Genomic DNA, 21,837 nt, shown 5'->3' with positions numbered 1-21,837 from the left:
ATCATTGGGCTTCGCTCTCAGTGAAGGTGCCGCGGACGGTGAAGCTCTAGATATCTGCAATCTTGCTCAAGGTGCGACCGTCCGCGACCTGGAACCAGTTCGGCCCCCAGACGTTGTTGGTCTCGACGCCTAGGCTGAGCCGGAGGATCTCGCTAGCGAGTCTCTTCATGGACCAGGCCTGCCCGTCGTAGGCCCAGATCACTTGCGTGTCGGGATCTTGGCGCCACGTCGCTGAAACGCGGCTCGAGTCCTCGGCGAGCCAGGAGCGGATGCTGTCAACGTTCCGCTTGAGGGGCGGCACGACGATCGTGAGGGCTTGGCCCTCCGCTGGCTCGTCGGAAGCGAGAAGTCGGTCGATGATCGGTGCGCGCCGTTCGGCGGCCAAGTACAGGCCGAGCGCTTGAGCGATTTCGACCAGAGTCTTGCCCTGGAACTCGGCCCACTGCTCAGGGTCTACGTCACCAGGGCAGGTCGGGTCATCGAGGACGAACCACGCCGGACCCTGGATCGCTCCCTTGCTCCCCGTGGTCTGGCCGAGCACGTCGTTGGCGACGCCGGTCGGTGTGTAGTCATCGCCCAGCCAACGGATGGCCTTGGGCGACTCCCCGGTCCAGATCGCTACGCGACGCGCGCTGTCCTCGTCCAGCCAAGCCTCAAGCGCCTTGCGAGCCTCTGCCGTCGTCCCGTGGGGGACGATCCGCAGGTTTGTCCCCGAAGGTATCGACTCGGACTCAACCAGGAGCTGGACGATATTCTTGCTGCGCGCTCGTTGATCGATGCGCTTGGTGACCTCGCCCGCTTTCACCCGCTCTGGAGCGAGGGTGAATTCCTCCACCTCAGGGACGGGGTAGATGGTGGAGAAGTCAGCGACTAGCCGATCTGCCACCCGCCACAGCGAGACTTGGACCAGTGAGATATCCAGGCTCATCTCGGAGAGCCAGACGACCGACGAGGTGACCTGCTTCGGGAAAGACGAAGCGATGAGGACCAGGCGCGGACGTTTGAGAACGTCAGGGTCGAGATTGTCACTGACGTGGTCGACGATCCGCGAACGACCCTCCTCCGCTGTGACGGGCTTATCGAGCCTGCGGGTGAGGAACTCGGCATGCGCTTGGGCGAGAGTGTCGAGGGTGAAGCGTGACACCAAAGCCGCGTAGGTGATGGCTTGAAGATGGATGTCACGCGTGGCGACGCCGCGCTTGAGCTCAACCACGACGAGACGTCCGGCTTCGTCGAGGCCAAGGACGTCGAGGCGGTCGCGGGCCGGCACCCCATCGCTTTCCGCGACCCAATGGTTGTACTCCGAGGTGATCACCAAGACGTCGTCGCCGAGTACCGACGGGTTGGTGATGACCCACTCCTGAAGGTGTTCGCGCTCCCTCAGCTCGGAGTCGGGCAGGCTCGTCGCCTCGGCCGGCGTTGCCCGCGCGTCGTCGACGATGAACAGTTGGGTCACTGGGGCTCCGTCCTTTCCTCACGCGACCTTGCTCGGGCGACGGCACCGCCGGGATGCGGGAAGAGCAGGATCGAGCGGATCATCTGCTCGCCGGTCGAGTCGGACAACGCCCGCTCGTAGACCTGGAGCTGGCGCTCATAGGCAGCGAGTGTCTCGGCGGAGATGCTGGCATCGGTCTTGAAATCAACGATGACGAGGCCGTCGTCGTCGCGGTAGAGCAGGTCGATGTAGCCCTCGACGAGAGTCCCGTCGACGACGGTTCCGACGTAGGTTTCCCGCCAGTGCGGGCGGGCGGCGGCGCGCTGAACGACTGCCGAGGCCAGCGCCGAGCGCACGGCCGCCTCGACGTCGTCCACCGCGTCGAGGACGCCCTCGGCCGCCCCTTGCGACTCGGCGAGCTCGCGCAGGCCGTCGCCGGTCGCCAAGTCGATCGTCTGCAGCACGGCGTGGACTGCCCGTCCAAAGGCCTCCCCGTAGCGACCCTTGCGCCAGGGCGGAAGCTCGAGGTCGACCGGGTCCTTCACCAGGCCTGGCGGGAACGACGGCAACGACACCTCACCGTGGGCGATCGCCGTCGCCGACACGGCTTCGCGCGCCGCCGACCGATCCGCCGCGAGCGTGTGCGCCGAGCTCCACGACTCCCACGGCGTCGGCTCGGGCCGAGCCGGCTCGGCCTCGGCGCGCCAGCGCGACGGTCCGGGCGTCGAGAACGTCGAGGACGGGACCTCGAAGGCCGCCCGGGCCAGTACCTCGGAGGAGACGCACGCCGGGTCCTCCTTGCCGGGCGGCGTCTCCTTGCGGTGCAACGACACGGCTAGGCGCGACTCGGCCCGCGTGCACGCGACGTACAGCAGGCGAAGGCGCTCGCCGTGCTCGATCGCCTTCTCGACGACGTCGGCGTCCGCGTAACCCGTCGTGCGGAGCTTGGCCGACAGCGCCACCTCGACACCTCCCGATGACGGCCACAGCACCGTCGGCCGACCCAGATAGCCAGGCGACCACAGCCCGCCCACGATGACGAACGCGAACTGCAGGCCCTTCGACGCGTGGATCGTGGTGATCCGGACGGTGCGCGTGTCGGTCTCGGGGAGGACGGTCTCGGTGACCCGCACCGAGTCGTCGGCCTGCCGTGCCGCCCACGCCAGGTACTCGCGCAGCGAGCCGCGCTCGGCCTCCGACCACGCGCGGGCCTGGTCCACGACGAACCGCAGCCGGCGCCAGACCTCGCGGTACCGAGGAGAGTCGACCGCGACCTCGAGGACCCGCCGTCGCTCCAGCACCAGGTCCAGCAGCTCGGCAGGGGCCAGCCGAGATCGAGCTCGTGACCAATCCCGCAGCTGATCGAGCGCCAGCCCGACCGGCTCCGACCCCGGGCGGGGCGCGAAGAGGTTCCACGACCCGTCGTCGCGGCGCCATCGCCACAGCTCCACGTCCGAGCACCCGAACAGCGAGCTGCGGAGGGTCGCGACGACGGCGAGCTCGTCGGTCGGGTCGTCGACCGCGCGCAGACACGTCATCAGCTCCCGCACCTCGGTCGCCGAGTAGACGATCGACGCCGCTTCGGTGCGGTAGGGGATACCGGCCTCGTCGAGCTGGGTCTCGATCGCGAAGATCGCGTTCCGGGTCGGGAGCAGGATCGTGATGTCATCGGGGCGGACGGGCCGCTCCGCCCACCGCGTGCTGCGGTCACCGACCGTCCAGCCCTCGCGCAACGCCGTCACGATCAGCCCGGCGATGTCGCGCGCCTCCGCCTGACGGAGATCGTCCGCCGTCGTCTCGCGGCCGCCGGGATGCGCCTCCGACCCCAGCACCGTCACGGCCCCGTGTCCGTCGGCTCGGTGCGGGTCGACGTCGAGCGCCCGGTACTCGGGCTGCACGCCGGGCTCGTCCTGGATCAGACGGCCGAAGACGGCGTTGATCCAGTCGAGGACCTCGGGGGAGGAGCGGAAGTTGGTCGTCAGCGCGACGGTCTCGCCGAGGCGTTGGGTCTCGAGGTAGACGCCGATGTCGGCGCGACGGAACCGGTAGATCGACTGCTTGCCGTCACCGACGAAGAACAGCGAACCCGGCGGTACGACGACGTCGGGCCACAGCCCGTCGGCCTCTGCACCACCGGCGATGCGTACCGCGAGCTCGACCTGGATCGGGTCGGTGTCCTGGGCCTCGTCGAGCAGGAGGCGCTGGTAGCGCTCCTGCAGGTCCTTTCGCGCGGAGGAGGACTGCCGGACCAGGCGGCGAGCGAGCACCAGGAGATCGTGGAATCGGAGTCGCCCCTCGCGGACGCGACCCTCGGCCGCCGTCAAGACCTCGCGGCCCAGGCGCGGCAGCAGGCACCGAACGACCCGATTCATGACGGCCGCCTGCTCGGCCTTGCCGTCCTCACTGAGCTGTTTGAACTCCGCCTTGATGGCCGCTGCCTGCCCGCCCCACGCGGCAGCCTTCCCGCCATTGCCCGACGACGGGATCTCGTCGATCAGGTCGAGCAGCTGCGCGCCGTCGTCGGTCGCCTCGGCCTGGCGCACCCAGTCCTCGAGCAGCGGGAATCTGGCGAGCAGCTTGTCCGACGGGTCAGTGCACTCGCGGCGGCGATCGAGGAGGGCGCGTGCTCGCGCCAGGTACGAGCCGACGTCAACGTACGGCGTCGTTGGCGGCTCGACTCCGGCCAGTCGTTCCTCGACCAAATCCCAGTTCGACTCGAGTTCGATCACCAGCTCACGGAGGTGGTCGAGCTTCATGTCGGCGGCGAGGCCGAGCCGGATCAGTGGCGCGGTCTCGTCGTCGTCGAGCAGCTCGATCTGGAGCTGACGCCACCACCGGTCGGCGGCGACCTGCGACCCGACCTCGTCGAGCACGTCCACCAGCGGCGGCAGCCCGACCGCGAGCGGGTGCTCGGAGAGGATGCGTCGCGCGAACGAGTGCAACGTCCCGATAGCGGCCCCGTCCAACTCGCGGCCCGCTTGGTCGAGACCGGCCTCCTCCAACGCCTCCCGCAGCCGGTCGCGCAGCTCAGCCGCTGCCTTCTCGGTGAACGTCACCGCGGCGATGTGCCGCAGCGGAATCCCGGACTCGACCAACTGCACGATCCGATCGACCAGCACGGTGGTCTTACCCGAGCCGGCGCCGGCGTCGACGAAGAGCGTCGAGTCGAGGTCATGGCGGATCCGGTTGCGGACCTCGTCGTCGGGAAGTGCCGCGGTCGTCGTCATGAACCCTCCCCGAGCATCGCCCGCAGCTGCTCCGCCCCGGAATGCTTGCGGTCCCAGACCTCGCGGACGTGCTCGGTACTCAGCCCGTCCGGTGCGCACCATGCACAACCCCAGAAGGAGGACTTCGGCGGCCGCGCGAGGAAGACGCCGTCGCGGATGCTGTCGACGATCACCCGCAGCACGCGGCGGGTCTCCTCGAGGACGTCGTCGGTCACGTCGTAGCCGATCGGCGTGAATCCGCCCTTGAGACTCGTGAACCAGTACTCGGAGCGCACCGGGCCGTCGCCGTAGTTCGCCCGTGCCGCGAGCGCATACACCGGCAGCTGGAGGCGCTGGCCGTGATCCGTCGGGTCGTCCGGCGTGATCGCCTTGTAGGAGTCGGCGCGCCCCGTCTTGTAGTCGGTCACGGCCAGGCCACCGTCCCGACGACGATCGACTCGGTCGATCGTCCCGCGCAGCCGCAACTGACGACCGTCACCGAGCTCGATCCCGACGGCAGGCGTGGTCCCTTGTCCGAAGGCGTACTCGGCGCCGATGGGGACGGCTTCGTCGAGCCGGAGGCGGCGCTCGTCGTCCTTGGCCAGCCACGTGGTGAGGTCGCGCATGAGCGTGCGCTGGTCCTGGTCCCAGAGCAGCCGCGCGCCGGTGACGCCGCGCTCCACGGCCTCCTCGAACGCGGACTCCGCGAGCGCTTCGAGGCGATCAGCGGCTCGCGGTGGCCACGGTTCGCCCGGACCTGGTGCCCAGCCCTCGGCGAGGGCGGCGTTGACCAGCTTGTCCCAGACGTCATGCAGCACGAACCCGCGCTCCACCGCAGAGATCTGCACGACCTCTTCCGGCTCCTCGACAGGGCCCACCCCGAGGAGCCGGAATTGGAAGTAGGCGTGCGGGCAGCGCACCCAGTCCTCGAGGGCGGTGGGGGAGAGGCGGTCGCTGGCGGTCGGGTCCGGGACGTCCTCACCGGCCAGGTTGCCGTCGTACGCGGTGAACTGTTCGGACGCGCGTTCCCGACGAAGGCGTTGGGCGCGTGTGATGGTCTCGTCGCCGTCGAGAGTGCCGGCGACCGCGGCGACCTGACGCCACTCCTGCGCTGAGGCGGGTGTGCCGGTGGTAAGGAGCGCAGCGGGGTACGAGGTCGACGGCTCCAAGCGGTGGTCGATCTCGCGCCACTTCGTGGCCTGCAGGCCACGGTCGCGGCCGAGCGCGCGTAGGGTCGGGAGCAGCCATCGGCTGGGGACCCGCTCGCCACCCCGGCGGAGATCCCCGCGCGGGAAGCTCATCGTCCGGCCTTCTCGAGGCGCGGCCGCGAGCGCGGCGAGGACGTGGCGGTGTCGGCGGGCGGTTCGCTCGGAGGTCGTGGGGAGCGTGCCGTGAGTGCGAGCGCGCGCTCGGTCAGGAAGCAGCGGATCGTCGGCGGTGCGCGGTGGCAGCAGGCCCTCCGCGGCGCCGAGGACGTAGACGCGGTCGACGTCGTCGCCGATGCCCTCCGACACAGGACCCACGTGCACACCGACGCCGATCGTGCCGACGCGGTCGAGGACGGCGTCGAGTTCGAGCTCGAGGAGCTCGATGACTCGTCGTCGGGACGGGGCGGTGAAACCGGTCCCGGCGGCGGTCAGAGTCGCGTCGACGCGGCGCGCAGCTGCGGCGTCCTCGGGCGGGAGGTCGTCGGCGAGAAGCTCGAGGAGGTTCCTGACGGCGTAGGTGGCGTCGGCCCAGGTGTCGGCGTCGTCAAGCCGGCTGAGTTCGGCCTGCAGGTGGGCGACGAAGGCAAAGAGCTGATCAGCGGTGTCGGCGTCGCGGTCGTGACGGGCGGCGAGCCACTCGCGAGCGGCCTCCCGCTGGCGCTCGTCGGTGGCCTTCGTCCGAGCGTGACTCGCGAAGGTCTCGAGGCGCGACCACGCCGCGCCGCGAGTAACGCCGGCGGCCCGCGACACGCGTTCCCAGGCGCTGCTCGGCGCGTGCTGATCACGGTGATGAACGGGACCGCCTGCGACGACGCCGAGGACCTCGGTCCGGGCGAAGTCATGGTCCGGTAGGGCAAGGAGGCGCAACACCGTGCGGCCGTAGGCCGTCTCGACGGCGGGGCGGATACCGCGCCCGAAGAAGGCGATGTCAGCCCGACGAAGGTGTTCGTGCAGGAGGCGGGCGTAGGGATCGGCGCTCGCGTGCAGGACCGCGATGCGATGGCCCTCGTAGATTGCGAGGTCCTCGGCGACACGGCGGACGACGGCCCGGACCTCGTCGTCGGGGTCCGAGGCATGCAGGACGCGAGCGGCTGTGGGGATGGCGTCGTCGTCGGGTTGGAGGTCGTGGCCGAGAGCTCGTGCGACCGCGAGCGGGCCGGCGTCGGCGTCCTCGTGGCTGGTGAGACCGAGGACGACGTGGAGGTCCCCTGTGCGGCTCAGCGTCTGCAGGAGGGTCAGCTCGGGCAGGTCGAGGTCCTGGGGGAGGAACAGGACGAGCTTCCCGCCGTCGTGAGCCTGGTCGGACGCGGCGCGGAGGAGGTCGGTCTCGTCGTAGGTAGTCGTGTGGAGGTCCGCGGCGAGTGCGCGGTGAAGGGCGACTGTGCCGCGGACGACCTCGTCGTTCCCGAGGGCATCGAGGGTCGCAGCGGTGTGCGGCTTCAGGGTGCGGTGCGCCTCGGCGAGAGCGCGGACGGTGCCGATGTGCTCAGCGACGGGTGCGAACGGTCCGGGCTCTGCGGAGAGTCGGCGGCGAACTGCATCGGCGAGGCTCGGGCCGGTGAGTGGCCGCCGGCCCTGGGCGAGGAGCTGGTTGGCGGCGCGTGTCTCAGCGATCCGCCGCAGCGTGAGGATCGAGAGGGCGGCGATCCCCGGTGGATGCTCGTGGTCGCCACGGGCGAGCGCTCGCCTGGCTGCGACGCCGATGCGCTCGGACGGGACCACGATGGTCACGAGCTCCAGCGGGTTTCCGCTCTTGGCCTCGTGGACGGCTCGCCGCAGCGCGTTGTAGGCCGCCGCGCCGTAGGGCGTGGTGGTGACGGTCGTCGGCATTGGATCTCCCCCCGACGGGTGATGCTGGTGATCGCGGAGGCCGAACGAAAGCGCTCTGCGGTCAGATCACGACATCGGGCGACGGGCGGCTCCTCCTGGGGGACGCCCGGGTCGGCGAGCCGCTCGTCGCAGGGTGAGCCGTCCGGGTGGTCATGCGCTCGACGCGGGTGGGAGCAACTGATGGAGTGACGACGTGGTGTGCGGCACCGCTCTACCTTCTCGCCGCATGTCTGATGTTCCGAAACCGGTTGACGACGCCATCGAGTTCTGGAGGGAGGGGCACCGCCAGCGAGCCGTTGCGTGGTCTGAAAAAGCGTGGGAGAAGCACTTCGCGGACTACTCAGTTGTCGAAAGTCTGCCCAACCCTCTCGGTCGCGGGGACGTTCTGGAGGTCTTCGCCGTTGCGCAAGCCGAGGCCACCGAGACGACCGTGGTCGACGCTTTCATCGCGTCTATGGTTTGGGGATTCGGGCGAGTAGGTTATGGCGCCTGGAGGACTCGCCGAATCTTGGACGTCGCAGACGCGCCAGCCCGGCTGCTCGCCGTCCATGCGGAGGCGACCGCTGGGGGAGGGCCAGTGGGGTTCCGGGCCATGGCCGACCATCCAGTCCAACATCTCGGCGTCGCTTTCGGCACCAAGTTCCTGTTCTTCGCAGTTGAAGCGGCTGGCGTGAAGCCAGCGGCGCCGGTCCTCGACCGCGTGGTCCGGTCGTGGCTCGCCGATAACGTGGGTCTGAGGCTGGACATCTGGTCGTGGCGCCGACCTCAAGACTATGAGCTGTACTGCGAGAAGCTGACCGAGTGGGGCGAAGCTCGAGGACCCTCAGTAGGCGACGTCGAGGAGGCGATCTTCGAGTTCGCGCTCCGTGGGCCGGGAGCGCGTGAAGCACAGCCTCGACGAGTTGAGAACGTCCTCGAGGAGCTGGCCGATCTCGTTGAACGCTCGGACCTCAGTGAGGACAAGAAGATCGAGCTCTCTGACTGCCTGGAGCGACTGGGCTTGCTGCTCGACGAGGGCTGAGCTCGACGCTGTCGTTGAGCATCTCGTCGTCAGTAGCGCTCAACCCATCGCTGCGCCCAGGTCGGCAAACCGGAGAGATCCAGGGCCTTGAAGGCGTCGCTCCAGCTCAGCTGCTGCCGTTGACCGCGAAGGGTCAGGAAGACGTGGCGCGCCTCGATGCCGAGCAGTTCCCGCATCATGTGCTCCTGCAACTCGGTCTGAGAGACCCGGCGCAGTCCGCGCCGCTTGAAGATGCTTTTCTCTGCTGCCGTGGCCGGGTAGCTGCCTTCGCCCGACTCGACCTTGGCCTCGATGACGAGAGCGTGTTGATGTGTCGTGTGGATGACCAGGTCGGGCTTCGCGCGGAAGCACCACTTGAAGCGGCAGGTCGCAATGAAATCGGCGTTGGACTCGATCGTCTCGTCGAAACGCTTCACGACCCAGTTGCTGGGGCTCTCGATGTCGGTTCTGGATCGGACGCCGAAGTGCTCGTTCCACTCGGAGGTTGTCGCGCTCTGCAGCGCTAGAACGTCCGGCGTCCGGAGCAGCTCCGTGATCGCCTTCCGCTTGAGCGAGTTGTCGCGACCGATGGCGGCCCAGATGTCACGCAGGTACGCGTATTCCACGTACGCGGTGACCACCTCTGGCTCGACCGGAAGGTTCGCGTCTATGGCGCGCAGGAAGCGTATGAGGTTGTCTCCCTGCAGGAGGGCGGCATACAGCAGCGCGACGAGGTTGCGTTCTTCGCGGTTGATCTGCCAGTACGGCCGGTCCGCACCGACGAGCTCACGGAGATTCATGAGCGGGCCCGACGCCGTACCGATGCGGGTCGGCACCGCAGGTCCAGATCGTCGAGTGGGATGAACTCGAGGTAAGGGTGGTCAGCAACGAGGTCGCCCGCTCGGACGTCGAGTGCTTCCGCGATCAGCACAGCGCGAACGTGCCGCCGGGGCTTGTACTCCTTCTGCAGGCTGGCCCGATAGCCGAGTACCTGAGCGACCGCGTCTCGGCTCGCTCTTCCTCTCTTGAGCTCGATCACGACAGACGGCATGTCCGACCGGTTGTAGCCAACCAGGTCCGCGAAGCCACTGGCGCGGCACTTCACCTGACTACGAAGGTGGTCGAAGGAGAGCCCAACATTCCGGAGGAGAGCGGGCGAGGTCAGCAGCTCCTCCTCGATCTCCGCCTCCTTTAGCGCCCTCTGCAGCGAGACGCGGATCTGAAGCGCGACGTGATGACTGGTGACTTCGGCCATCTGCAGGAGCCGGTCCCAGACGTCCTGCGGAACCGACCACGCACTGCGCACGAAGGCGGCACGCAGGGCTGGCCACTGAGCCGTGATCGGGTCGGAGCGGAGCTCCGCGATGCCGATGCCGTGGTCGAACCGCTCGATCACCTCGAAGTCGCAACCCCAGGTCCAGCCAGGTTCGGCATCCGGGTCGTCAGCCAGGGTGTACGCATCAGAGGTGGCGCGGATGAGGTACTTGATGTCCTTGGCGACTGTCGACCGGTAGAGGACGACGAGGTCGTCCTTCTTCGTATCGCGGTGGCAAGTCCACCAGTTGTCGGTCGCATAGTCGGAGTCCGGGTCGAGCTCTCGGTTCTCCGTGACCCCGTCCGACTCGAGGTAGTACTCAGGACCGGTCACCCACACCCAGTGCTGCGGCTCGCGCTCCGCCACGGTGCCCCCCATCGCGTCCATCACCATCACCAGCATCAACGCGACGACATGCCGCGAGGTCACGCCTTCGGGCGTCGACTCGAGCTCGTGCAAAGCAGCGTTCCGCGTGACGGCGAGCGTCCCGACCTGTCGTAGGTCGGGACCGCATCAAGGAGCGGACGTTTCTCGAACCACTCGGACTCCGATGGGGTCGACGACTCCAATCGAGGAACAGGCCTCAACGATGAGTCTCGCCACCCGCCCGACGCCCAGGCCGCTCCACTCGGTCGCCGTTGCTTGCAACGTCAGGAGGTGCGGGACGCCCTCCCCGAGCCACCACCGCCATGGGACCGGGTCGCTGAAGTCCACGTGCTCGAGCCCATGCGGGATGGAGACGTCGGTGCGCTCCTCAGCCGGGCTGATCCGTTCGATCGCGCGCACGATGTCGTCGGCGTTGTCGGGCGCGGCCGGCGAGTCGCCGGAGTCGATCGTGATCCGCAGCCGTGTCCGTGTGCCGGTGTCGGCTGTGGCGAACCACGCCCTCCCGGTCTCGATCTCTGACGGGGCCGGCTGGACTGACTCCATCGGCACGTAGTACTCGAGGCCGTGAAGTTCGAGTGGTCCGAAGCGGGCGACCGAGGCCAGCGCGGTGAACGTGAACGCCTCCAGCGGCAGTGCCGGGCCCCACCCGACGTCAGGCGCGACCTGGAACTCCGCCCGGCGCCCAGTCGAGCTCGAGCCCAGCCATGGGCCGCCGGCATCGTTCATGCCCCACAGTCCGCTACGCGGGTCGTTGGCGTTCGCCGAGACCAACTGTCCCAGGACGCCGCTCAGCGAGTAGAAGGTGCTGTAGCAGTCGTCGTCCCGCGCGTACAGCGACTCGTCCGCGGCGAGGTGACCGAACACGCCGACCGCCATCGACCCCACCCGAAGGGCCGCCACGCTCTCTACACCCCGCAATTCAGGGGTCGCGAGGCTGTGTACAGCTTGTTCGGGCTGTCGAGTCTGCCGATGATGTCCACGTCAACGACGCTCCTCCACTCGGTGTTGACCGACGTGGCACAGACTACGAAGGCATTGGCGCGACGGCCGGACCCGCCTGTTCCCGGGCGGGTGACCTCGCTGCCAGGCGGCCCCGCGTCGACCCACGTGCCCCCTCTGTTCACCTGTAGCTGCACGGTGACTCGCGCCTTGAGATCGGTCGGCTCAGGCCAGGTCCACCACCCGTGCGCCGACGCTGCGAGCATCGACGTGGTTCTCGACAAGTGGACGTAGTCGCCCCTCGTCTCTCCTGCCGTGACGAATTGCTCGGCTAGCGCTCCCGGACTCGCCTCGGCGATTCCTGGGACACCCACGCCGGCGACGACTGCCAGTGTGAGCGCCACCCCGACTTGTCCGATCCGCAACTTCCGCATGGCTCCACCTCCGCGTCTGAGAACAGCGCGGACGGCGAGACGAGACAGGGCGATTCGCCGGGCTTCACCCGGACTTCCCAACTCTCGGCGAAGCACGGTCGCGGCGATAGTTGACGTGGTACCGCTCGCCGCCCTGCGTCTCGCGCCTTCGCTGTCCGCGTAACGCAGCACCGTCCGTTCCCGAACAGTCAGCGGGCACGGTCGAGTCGACGAACCGGATGACCGACAGCCCGCCGTCGTTCTAGGGTGATCACCAGCGATCACCGTCGGGGGAAGGTGCGTCACCGGTGTCTTCTGCTGTCTCCCAGCCTGAGTGGGACCCAGCTCTGCGAGACCGCGTCCGGCGACTGATGCGCGTGCTGAGCGCGATCGCCGCCGCGAAGACCCGGCCGACGCGCCACACCGACTCATGTCATGGCGTCGTCTGGCTCGGCGTCGCACGCGAGCACGTCGCGGTGCACGAGGTGACCGAGCCGGGGCACGAGGTCCTGCGCGCGCCGCGGGTCCCGTCCGAGCCGATGCCGGCGATCCCCGCCGAGCTGCACCGATGGGTGCAGGTCAGCGAGCGGAACCTCACCGAGCCCGTGCTCGCCGACCACGGACCCGACAACGGCGTCATCGTCGATCTCGACGAGGTCCCGCAGAAGCGGGACCGGTTCACGCGGTGGCGTCGTGAGTGGGAGACCTGGGCCGCAGCCGAGCGCGTCCGCCGGGCCCGGGCCGCCGTCCACGACGAGCTGTTCCGCCTGCACCGGGTCGCCGAAGACCGGCCGGAGTCGGTCGAGATCGTCCTCGGCGGGGGCCTCCTCCACCTGCCTGACCCCGACACGGGCGGCGTCCACATCCACGTCGTGAACCAGCCGGTCGACCTCATCCGCGAGTCCACCACCGGGGACATGGTCGTCAGCCTGACCGACGCGCCTCCGCGCCTCGAGGACGACGAGATCCTGGCTGGCGAGGACTGGTTCGACGGCTCCGGCGGTCCGACGCTGCGGGAACGCCTCGACGAGGACGCCGCCAGCGCGATCGACCCGGCCGTGGCCGGCTTCGTCAAGGAGTGGCGCAGCCGTGCCCTGCGCGTGCACTGCGACGCCGACGACGGCTGGGCGGAGCCGACGGGACAGACCAGCACCGTCACGCACGCCCCGGCGATCGTCGCCCGTCCCCGGAGCGGCTACGCGCTGCGCAACTACTACGCGACGATCATCCGTGCCCTCGAGAACGAGGAGACGCCGATCCCACTCGGCCTGGCGCAACTCGTTGCGCCGCTCGAGAGCGACGTGCGGCTCGGATGGCTCGAACGCACCGGGAAGACCTCTGGGCTCGACCTTGCCGCTGACCCGCTCTTCCCCCTGCCGGCGAACCCCGCCCAGCGTCAGATCATCGACCGCATGGGCTCCGACAGTGGGGTCGTGGTCGAGGGCCCGCCCGGGACCGGCAAGACCCACACCATCGCGAACCTGGTGTCCAGCTTGCTCGCCCAGGGTCAGCGCGTGCTCGTCACCAGTGAGAAGGCGCAGGCCCTCAAGGTGCTGCGGGACAAGCTCCCGCAGCAGATGCAGGACCTGTGCATCTCGATGACGGACGCCTCGTCGCGCGGCGACTCGGACCTCGCGCGCAGCGTCACGAAGATCTCGACGGCCAAGACCTCCTTCGACGCCGCTCGCGCGAGCCGCCGCATCACGGACCTCACTCATCGTCGAACGACGATCCTGGCCGAGCGGCAGCGACTCCTCGTCGAGATCCAGGCTATGCGCGACGCCGAGACCGAGATCCACCCCGAGGTCGCGCCCGGTTTCGCCGGAACGACGGCGGCGATCGCCCGTGCCCTCCTCGCCAGCACCGACGACGCATGGATTCGCGACCTCGTGCCCGAGTCCGCGCCACTCGGCCCTGCTGAGCTCTCCGAGCTCCTGGCCCTGCTGCGTTCCGAGACCGACAGTCGACGCTCCCGACGACGGCAGGTGCTGCCGGTGCGCGGCGACCTTCCCGCAGCGAGCCGGCTCGCCCAGCTCGCGGAGTCCCTCCACCGCGGCGACCGAGCGGTCTCGGGGGAGGAGGGTGCGCTCGTCGCCGACATCGAGAACCTTCCCGACGACGAGCTCGCTCGGCTGGATCCGGCAGCGCGGCGGGTCGGCAACGCCCTGGCGGAGCTGGAGCACGGCCCTGGCAACCGCCAGTGGGGCATGGCCATGGCGCAGGAGCAACTGCGCGGCGGCCGACGGCACGCCTGGCAGAGCGCGATCGCGCAGCTCGCGTCGATCCCGCAGGCACAGGAGGGTGACCGCGCGGCGCAGAATGCCGAGGTGGCGGTCGACCTCGTGACGGTTCCCGTTCCGGACGCAGCCTCCCTCGAGGCGTACGCCCTCGATCAGGAGCAGAACGGTTCGAGCTTCTGGCCGTGGATGAAGAGTCCCGAGCAGAAGAAGATCGAATCGTACGGCGACCGCGTCCTCGTCAATGGCGCCAAGGTCGACTCGCCGGGTGCTGCTCGGATCGCCGCCGGGCACCTGCGCGTCGTCGAAACGGCAATCCACCTGCACCGGGTCTTCGAGCCGCTGGGAATCGGTGTGCGCCCGAGCAACTATCGAGCCGATCTCATCGACCAGATGGCCGACACCGCGGATGTGTGTCGCGCCGTCTCCGCCGTGATGGAGTGCCAGCAGGAGATCGGCCGGCTCCTCTCGCCCCTCCCGGCGGCTCGACGCCCGCGCATCGATAGCCTCGCCGGGCTCCATCGGGTGGCGGGGGTCGCGCTTCAGGTGACCGACGCCCGGCGCGCTCGTGTCGCCCGACACGAGATCACGACGGTCGCGGACACTCTGGACGTCGACGCGGGTGGGGAGCGGTCCCCGGAGCACGTCGAACTCCTCGCGGCGTGGCGAGCGGCCGACCCGGACCGGTACCGACAGGCTGTCGAGTCGCTCGACGTCGCGGCGTCGGAGCAGCAGGACCAGCGGCGGTGCGACGACCTGATGGGCCGGCTGCGTGCGGCCGCGCCGCAACTCGCGGACGAGCTGTGGGATGAGTCCGACGCGAGCCACTGGGACGGACGCCTCGCTCGGCTGCCACAGGCGTGGGCCCGCGCCCGCGCCGCCGCATGGATGGAGCGCCACCAGGCTCCCGGGCGTGAACAGACCCTCGAGCGGGAGCTGGCAACCGCGACGTACGACCTGGGTCAGGTCACGGCCGAGCTGGCGGCGGACAAGGCATGGAAGGCGTGCCTGGAGGGCATGTCGGCCCAGGAGATGCAAGCGCTCCAGATGTACCGGGAGCGGGCGAGTCAGGTCGGGAAGGGCACCGGGAAGTACGCCGAGCGCTTCCGGCAGGCCGCGCGGGCGGCCATGACCGAGGCCCAGCACGCGGTGCCTGCGTGGATCATGCCGATCCAGCAGGTCCTGGCCTCCGTTGCGCCGGAAAAGGACGTGTTCGACGTCGTCATCGTCGACGAGGCCAGCCAAGCGGAGTTGACGAGCGCATTCCTGCTCTGGCTCGCCCCGCGGATGATCGTCGTCGGGGACGACAAGCAGTGCACCCCGGCCGAGGTGACGATGGGCGCACTCGCTCCGATCTTCGACCGCCTCGACAACGAGCTGCCCGACCTCCCGGCGCACCGGCGGCTCCAGTTCACCTCGAAGTCGAGCGTGTTCTCGCTGCTCCGGTCGTGCTTCCCACAGGTGATCCGGTTGCAGGAGCACTTCCGCTGCATGCCCGAGATCATCGAATGGTCGTCGGGCGAGTTCTACGCGGACGCCCCGCTCGTGCCGCTCCGCCAGTTCGGTGCCGACCGCCTGCCACCGCTGCGCGCCACCCACGTGCCCGACGCGGTGCAGACGGGCGGACGCGAGAAGATCGCGAACCGCCGCGAGGCCGAGGTGATCGCGGACCTCGTCGAGCAGTGCGTAGCCGATCCTGCCTACGACGGCCGCACCTTCGGTGTCGTCGTCCTGCAGGGCCACGCACAGGTCACGTTGATCGAGAACGTGCTGCGGGGCCGCATCGGAGACGAGGAGTGGACGAAGCGCAAGCTGCGGGTCGGCAGCCCGCCTGACTTCCAGGGCGACGAGCGCAACGTCATCTGGCTGTCGATGGTGCTCGCGCCGGATTACCGCTCCATCGCGCTGAGCAACGAGATGTACCGCCAGCGGTTCAACGTGGCCGCCTCGCGTGCTCAGGACCAGCTCTGGATCGTGCACTCGATGTCGGTCGAGCAGCTCGGCGGGAAGGACCTTCGCCGCTCGCTGCTGGAGTACATGACGAGTACGGACGACCAGGCCCTGGCAGCCATGCCGGAGGGGATCAGCCGTTACGAGCGGGTGCCCGGCTTCGACTCGCTGCTGGAGCAGAACGTCTTCCGCGACCTGGCATGGTCAGGGCACCACGTCACGCCGCAGCTCGAGATCAACGGCCGCCGTCTGGACCTCGTGGTGACCGGCCCCGGCGGCCGGGTCGCGGTTGAGTGCGATGCGGACACCTACCGTGCGAGCGACGAAGAGCGGCGCGCCGAGCTCGACCGCGAGCAGGAGCTGAAGCGGGCGGGATGGCGGTTTTTCCGAGTGCGGGAGTCGAGCTATGTCCTCGACCGCGCCGGGGTGCGACGTCGGGTGGCCCGGGACCTCGAGGCCGCCGGAATCCGTCCCCTGCTCGCCGACGGTGCCGAGCTCACGCCGGTGCGAGTGATCGACCGCGCGCCGACGACCGACTCGTCGATCGCGATTGCGGAGGAACCGCTGGACGTGCTCGAGGTCTTGTCCGCAGGCGCTCTGCCTGACGTCGCCGACCCGACCACGCCTGCGCCGCCGACCTCCTCCTCGACGCCGAAGCCCGCCCCGCGTCCGAGCACTGAACACGTCGTCGAGACTCCTGATCCGCCGCGGGCACCATCAGCTCCGGTGGCACGCGCCCCGGAGGATGAGGCTCCTTTCGTCGAACTGGAGCCCGAGGTCTCGATCAACGGGATGACAACGGACGAGGTGCGGGGTGTGGTCGTTGACCTCGTGGCGTCGCGAGGGTCGCTGACTGCTCCGGCGCTCGCAGACCTGATCGGCGTTCCCAAGATGGAGGCGCGCGGCCTGCTCAGCGACCTGTCGGTGGCGGGGCGGTTGAGCAAGGCCGGAACGAAGGACCCGGTCTTCAGCCTTCCTCGTCCGCGGCACACCAAGCTCGCGGGTGGCCCGGCCGAGTCGCGCATGTCGCCGACGCCGGCGGAGCGGAGGCCCGTGACCCCGCCGTCGGGGCACGTCGCGTCCGAGGCGAGTCGCCGTGCCCAGGTCCGGCGGCTGACGGAGGAGCTGCGCTCGCTCGGCGCGGTCGAGCCGGCCGTGGACCAGGAGGTCCTGGACCCGGAGGGCGGGGCGCTGCTCTGCATCGCGGAACTCTTCTGGGCCGACGGCATCCACCCCACCGGTGGTAAGCCCGTCGTCCTGGAGCTCGACCCCGAAGAGGCCGACATCCCGCGTCTGACGGCGCTTGGATGCCGGGTGTTCACGTCCTCAGCGGACCTCCGGACGACGATGCGGGCGGAGCTGAGGCGTCAGCGCTGACCGAGGAAACGGCTGGGCTCGCCTGACCACGTCACACGGAGCTCCTCTCGCGCTCGCGTCGCCGCGACGAACAAGACGTTCCGCTCCTGCTGCAGGTCCTGCTCGTGCTGAGTGGGGTCCTGGCTCTCGGACGTGACAGCGAAGCGGTTTGGCACGGCGTCCTGCGACACCCCGACCAGCACGACCGCCCGGAATTCGAGGCCTTTCACCCCGTGCATCGTGGCGCAGCAGACTCGACCGTCGGTGGCGTCGTCGGTGACCCCCCGAGTCGATATGCCTGCGGCGTCGAGGGCGGCTCGCGCACGGTCTCGGATGTCGCGCGTGCGGCCGAGCACGGCGATGTCCTCGCCGGCGACTCCGTCCTTCTCCCACCCACGGACAGCGTCGGCCAGAGCGTCCATTTCGGCGGACTCGGAGTCGTAGCCGACCAGAACCGGCGGACGGCCGTGGAAGCTCGCGCGGTACTCCGCGAGCGAGTCGCGTGTGCCGTCGAAGTTCTCGTGTTCGCCTGGTCCCAGGATGCCGAGGGCCCAGTCGAGGATCTCGGCACTGGTTCGATAGTTGATCTTCAACTTGAACGAGCGGTTCGCGACACTGATCCCGACCTGCTTCAGCGAAACCCGGTTGCTCCAGATCCGCTGGTGGGGGTCGCCAGTCAGGAAGATGTCGTCCGTTCCTCGCTTGCAGGCGGCGCGCAGGACGCGGAGCTGCGCGGGGTGGAGGTCCTGTACCTCATCGACGACGACATGCTGGAAGGGTGGCGCCGCCCGGTGCTCGAGGAGCTGGGCCGCCTTGTCGGCGAGACCGGCCCACGTCCAGAGCCGGTCGCTTGCGAGGCCCTGCTGGTACGCGGTCATCGCGGCCCACAGCCCTCGTCGCTCGCCGCGCCGCACCGGGCGGCCGCGGCCGTGGCGGATGCACGAGAGGTAGGCGTCCTCGTCGTCCAGGCGCTGCGCGAGTACGACGTTCTTGAGCTCCGCCTCGAGGAACGACGGCGACTCGGACACCCCCGCACGCTGCGCAGCACGCTTCCAACGCTGGTTGGAGTCCCCCGGTTTCACGATCGTTGGGGCGCGGCCGAGCGCATCCTCGACGATGCTGCGGGTCCACGAGTCGATGTTCTGGACCTGCACCGCCTCGAGCTCGTCGAGAGTGAGGTCCATCTGCCGGAGGTCGCGTTCGAGCGCGGCCTCGAGCGAGTTGGTGTACGTCGTGACGAGGATTGACTTCGGAGGCAGCGGCTTGCGCTGCGTCAAGTACTTGACGCGGTGCAGTGCCGCAACCGTCTTTCCGGTGCCTGGACCGCCGGTGACCTGGGCGCTGCCCCAGAAGGACGGCCGGTAGGCGATGCGTTCCTGCGAGGGGTGGAGGAAGGTTCGCCACGCGGAGATCGGGCGTTCCAGGTAGTCGCCGAGGGAGGTGTCGTCGACGCGCAGCAGCTTGCCTTGCGTGCGTTCGACCGCAGCTTCGACGTCGTCGGGATCAACCGGATCGGGCGCGCTGCGCGGCGCGACGATGTCGGTCCATACCTCGTCGGGCGTGCGACCGGCGGCCAGTGCGAGCAGGACGCTGAACTGTTCCTCAGGGAGGTAACCCTGGAGGGTGCGGAGCGTGGCCTCGTTGGTGAGACTGCGAGCGACGCCCCGGACCTGCTCGTCGATCCCGAGCCGCTCCAGGTCGGCGTCGTCGATGCTGTCGAACAGGAGAGCGGGGGCACGGTGCGCTGCCGCTTCGAGTTCGGCCTCGAGACGGTCGAGTTCGACGACGTCGCGTAGCTCGATCGCGCCGGAGACGCCGTTGATCGTGACGCCGTGCTTCGTGGCCCAGGAACGCGCTTCGTCGTGCGGGAGAACGCGCAGGAGAAGGAAGAGGTCGTCGCCCTCTGATGCGGGCGCGAGGACCGCTCCGCTATGGGTGTCGGAGATGGATAGCGTCCGCATGCGCGGATCCGCCGCCCCGGGCGGCGGCACTAACGCGGGAAGACGACGCGGGAAGGAGCGCACGGCGTCCAGGACAGCGTCTTGAAGTGTGCGGTCCATCCGCCGCACCTCGGCGAGGGCGTCGACGTGGACGACGAGACGCGCCGTGCGCTCGGCCGTCTCGTCCTCGATCTCGGGTTCCTCGGGCCGGCCGTGGAAGACCTCCCGCCACGCTTGCGCGAAGTGCGAGGCGTTTCGGTGACGACTCGTCGCGGAGCGGTGCAGCGCGGTGCGGAAGAACGTGGACAGGGCCGCTCGATGCTCCCCCGGGAAGTGCTCCTCCGACAGCGTGACCTCGTCGACGAAGCGCGGGTCGGTGCCGTCGTCTCCCCACCGCGGCATCTCGCCGGTGAGCACTTCGTGCAGCGTCACCGCCAGGGAGTAGAGGTCGGCCGCCCGGTCGAACGTCGGGCGATCGGTGCCCCCGACGAAGGGGTCGCGGTACCCGTAAGTCCCGACGAGGACGTCGGCGGTCGAGGCGCCGGCGAGCGAGAAGTCGAACAGCGTCGCTGACAGGCCGCGTCGGGCGTGGGCTTGCAGACCCACGTTGTCCGGCTTGATGTCCCGGTGGAACGTGTCGTGGTCGTGCACGTAGGCGAGTGCATTGGCGAGCTGAGTACCGAGCCGTTCCGCGGTCTCCACGTCGGGGCTGCCGTCCTCGTGGAGGAGCTGCGCCAGCGTACGATCCCCGGCGAAGGAGAGCTCGATGGCTGAGCGGTTCCCGAGCGCGAACATGCCCTGCCGAAGGGCCACGACGTGCTCGTGACGTAGCTCGTCGAGGGCAATGGCTTCGCCGACGAGCCACTCGTCCGCCTCGGCGGTGCGACCGATCTTCAGGACGGACTCGTGGCCGTGGCGTTCGACCAGGAACCCGCGCGACGACGCTCCACTACCGAGGGGCCGCACCACGCGATAGCCGCCCGGCAACCCGTCGCCTGCTCGTGCATCCAGCGGATCGAAGGTCTCGACGGCGGGGGAGTTCTCGGCCTCGATCTGGGCCAGGAAGGCGAGGAACTCGTCAACATCGCTGTGCCGCGACGCGACCCGCGGCGCCGTCGCGAAGGCCACCAACTCGTCGAGAGCGGGCGGGAGGTCCGCGACGTCCGTCGACGGGCGGAGCCCGTCCTCGGTCGCGAGCCGCTCCATGAGCGGGATGCGCCCCGTGGCGGGCGGCTTGCCCGTGAGAAGGAGGTAGGAGACAGCACCGAGACCGAAGACGTCGATCGCGACGGTGCCGTCGGCACCGTTCGTGAACTCGGGCGCGAGGTAGCCGGACGCCGCGGCCTCGACGTGGTTGCCGGCGTGACTGGTGGCGAGCACCCGGTGCGCGGTCTTGGTCGACGATCGTCCCCGCTCGGCGACCTGCCACTCCCCGACGCGCAGCCGGCCGTCCGGCTGGACGATCACCGCGCGCGGTGAGAGCGCGCGGTGGACGAGGCGCCGCTCGTGGGCGTAGCCGACTGCCTCGGCGAGCTGCCGGATGAGGCCGAGCCGCTGGGGGAGGGTCAGGGCGTCGTTGTGCTCCGCGACCCAGTGGTCGAGCCGCATGGCGTCGCGGTGCTGCTCGATGAGCAGCGCCGGACCCATCTCGTGCTCCAGGACCTCACTCGGCGCCAGAATGCCGGGGTGGCTGATGGCGCGGGTCGCCTGGTATTCACGGTAGGCCGCGTTCTTGACCGACTCCCGCGACTCCTGGTCGGTCTGGCGTTGATAGAGATAGATGCGGATGCGGCGGTAGTCGCCGGGGATGTCGGGACGGGTGGCGTGGTGGTCGCCCCACGTGGGCCCGGAGTCGAACGGGCGAGGCTCGATCTCCCAGACCCCGACGGTCACGCTGCGCCGTGTTCGGGCGATGCCGACCTTGCCGAGGAGCCCTTGCACGCGCCGGAAGAAGTCGGGCTGCGGGGCGCGATGGCCCGGTGTGGCAAGCAGGAGGTCGCGGCCGAGCTTCGGGAGGTCGTTGACGGCATCGTTCGGCGCGTACACGTGGTGTCGCTCCGCCTCGTCGAGCTCGCACCGCATCCCGGGCTCGGCGAGGAAGATGGCCGCACCGATGTAGGGGATGTCGACGCGCTCCGCTCGTGCTGCCACACGGAGACGGGACCGCAGCTCCTTCGCCTTTTGCATGGCCAGGCCGATCGGGTTGTCTCGGCTCGTGCCCATCTCGCCGTCGAGCATCCAGATCGAGCCCCGGTTATGGAGCCGTCCGCGGAAGTTCTTGATCTCGATCAGGTGGACGCCGGCCGGGCAGACGACCAACGCGTCGACCTCGCGCACATGGCCCTGGTCCGAGGTGAAGGTGAAGTTCGTCCAGACCTGGAAGGGCTGTCGGTCAGGGAGCAGCCCTCGGAGGTGCTCGAGCGCGCGCTTCTCGTGGTCGAACGCCGACGGCGTGATCTCGTGCCAGCGTGACGAGTCGGCGTCCACGGTCCCCCTTCGCGGCCCGGCGCTCACCACGGGTGGGCGCCGCGGATCACCGTAGGCGACGGGTCTGACACTGTCGCGCCCCGTCCGCGACCCAGTCGCGCCGAGGCGGGTGGAGATCCACCCGAATAGGTCAA

Annotated in this window: 11 protein-coding genes; 2 read left to right on the top strand and 9 right to left on the bottom strand. The window is 69.3% G+C overall.

Annotation, left to right across the window (positions count from 1 at the left end; all coding sequences use genetic code 11):
- Window positions 1-46 precede the first annotated feature (46 nt).
- The 3 genes from LN037_RS05540 to LN037_RS05530 are packed head-to-tail and all read right to left on the bottom strand — an operon-like array spanning window position 47 to window position 7,679.
- Window positions 47-1,456 carry a PDDEXK family nuclease gene (locus tag LN037_RS05540; protein ID WP_230750627.1) on the bottom strand — a complete coding sequence of 470 codons (1,410 nt, stop codon included), beginning with the start codon at window positions 1,454-1,456 and terminating at the stop codon, window positions 47-49.
- On the bottom strand, window positions 1,453-4,662 hold the full coding sequence (locus LN037_RS05535; RefSeq protein WP_230750625.1) for a UvrD-helicase domain-containing protein: 3,210 nt from the start codon (window positions 4,660-4,662) through the stop codon (window positions 1,453-1,455). Before LN037_RS05535 ends, LN037_RS05540 begins: the two co-directional genes overlap by 4 nt.
- A complete protein-coding gene (locus LN037_RS05530) occupies window positions 4,659-7,679 on the bottom strand; it encodes a PD-(D/E)XK nuclease family protein (RefSeq protein ID WP_230750623.1) in 3,021 nt (1,006 codons plus the stop codon). Before LN037_RS05530 ends, LN037_RS05535 begins: the two co-directional genes overlap by 4 nt.
- Before the next feature lie 226 nt (window positions 7,680-7,905).
- Between LN037_RS05530 and LN037_RS05525 the strand changes: the two genes are divergently transcribed.
- Complete coding sequence (locus tag LN037_RS05525; RefSeq protein WP_230750621.1) at window positions 7,906-8,700, top strand: 8-oxoguanine DNA glycosylase OGG fold protein; 795 nt, start codon at window positions 7,906-7,908, stop codon at window positions 8,698-8,700.
- 29 nt (window positions 8,701-8,729) lie between these two features.
- Here LN037_RS05525 and LN037_RS05520 read toward each other — a convergent pair whose 3' ends face one another.
- From LN037_RS05520 to LN037_RS05500, 5 genes are all read right to left on the bottom strand, one after another.
- Complete coding sequence (locus LN037_RS05520) at window positions 8,730-9,515, bottom strand: hypothetical protein (RefSeq protein ID WP_230750618.1); 786 nt, start codon at window positions 9,513-9,515, stop codon at window positions 8,730-8,732.
- The gene (locus LN037_RS05515) at window positions 9,476-10,453 is read right to left on the bottom strand and encodes an endonuclease NucS domain-containing protein (RefSeq protein ID WP_230750616.1); all 978 of its coding nucleotides are present in this window, start codon (window positions 10,451-10,453) and stop codon (window positions 9,476-9,478) included. Before LN037_RS05515 ends, LN037_RS05520 begins: the two co-directional genes overlap by 40 nt.
- A gap of 54 nt (window positions 10,454-10,507) precedes the next feature.
- On the bottom strand, window positions 10,508-11,257 hold the full coding sequence (locus LN037_RS05510) for a hypothetical protein (RefSeq protein ID WP_230750615.1): 750 nt from the start codon (window positions 11,255-11,257) through the stop codon (window positions 10,508-10,510).
- A gap of 29 nt (window positions 11,258-11,286) precedes the next feature.
- Window positions 11,287-11,754, bottom strand: coding sequence for a hypothetical protein (locus tag LN037_RS05505; protein WP_230750613.1), 468 nt, complete (start codon window positions 11,752-11,754; stop codon window positions 11,287-11,289).
- A gap of 407 nt (window positions 11,755-12,161) precedes the next feature.
- A complete protein-coding gene (locus LN037_RS05500) occupies window positions 12,162-12,485 on the bottom strand; it encodes a hypothetical protein (protein WP_230750612.1) in 324 nt (107 codons plus the stop codon).
- Between the two features lie 165 nt (window positions 12,486-12,650).
- On the opposite strand from LN037_RS05500, the gene LN037_RS05495 reads away from it, so the two are divergent.
- Entirely contained in the window at window positions 12,651-17,297 is a 4,647-nt protein-coding gene (locus LN037_RS05495; RefSeq protein ID WP_230750610.1) for a PDDEXK-like endonuclease domain-containing protein, read from the top strand.
- Here the strand turns inward: LN037_RS05495 and LN037_RS05490 are convergent.
- Window positions 17,288-21,703 carry a protein kinase domain-containing protein gene (locus tag LN037_RS05490; protein ID WP_230750609.1) on the bottom strand — a complete coding sequence of 1,472 codons (4,416 nt, stop codon included), beginning with the start codon at window positions 21,701-21,703 and terminating at the stop codon, window positions 17,288-17,290. The two genes, LN037_RS05495 and LN037_RS05490, sit on opposite strands and share 10 nt — an antisense overlap.
- Window positions 21,704-21,837: the final 134 nt, after the last annotated feature.

The sequence above is a fragment of the Actinomycetospora soli genome (genome assembly GCF_021026295.1).
Classification (GTDB): domain Bacteria; phylum Actinomycetota; class Actinomycetes; order Mycobacteriales; family Pseudonocardiaceae; genus Actinomycetospora; species Actinomycetospora soli.
The sequence above is the reverse complement of the archived record's forward strand: the minus strand, read 5'-3'. Positions and strand labels throughout refer to the sequence as shown.

Bases quoted from the DNA above. Each gene is read 5' to 3' on its own strand.
- LN037_RS05495 (WP_230750610.1), top strand. From the start codon at position 12,651: ATGGTCGTCAGCCTGACCGACGCGCCTCCGCGCCTCGAGGACGACGAG.
- LN037_RS05525 (WP_230750621.1), top strand. From the start codon at position 7,906: ATGTCTGATGTTCCGAAACCGGTTGACGACGCCATCGAGTTCTGGAGG.
- LN037_RS05510 (WP_230750615.1), bottom strand. From the start codon at position 11,257: ATGGCGGTCGGCGTGTTCGGTCACCTCGCCGCGGACGAGTCGCTGTAC.
- LN037_RS05535 (WP_230750625.1), bottom strand. From the start codon at position 4,662: ATGACGACGACCGCGGCACTTCCCGACGACGAGGTCCGCAACCGGATC.
- LN037_RS05530 (WP_230750623.1), bottom strand. From the start codon at position 7,679: ATGCCGACGACCGTCACCACCACGCCCTACGGCGCGGCGGCCTACAAC.
- LN037_RS05505 (WP_230750613.1), bottom strand. From the start codon at position 11,754: ATGCGGAAGTTGCGGATCGGACAAGTCGGGGTGGCGCTCACACTGGCA.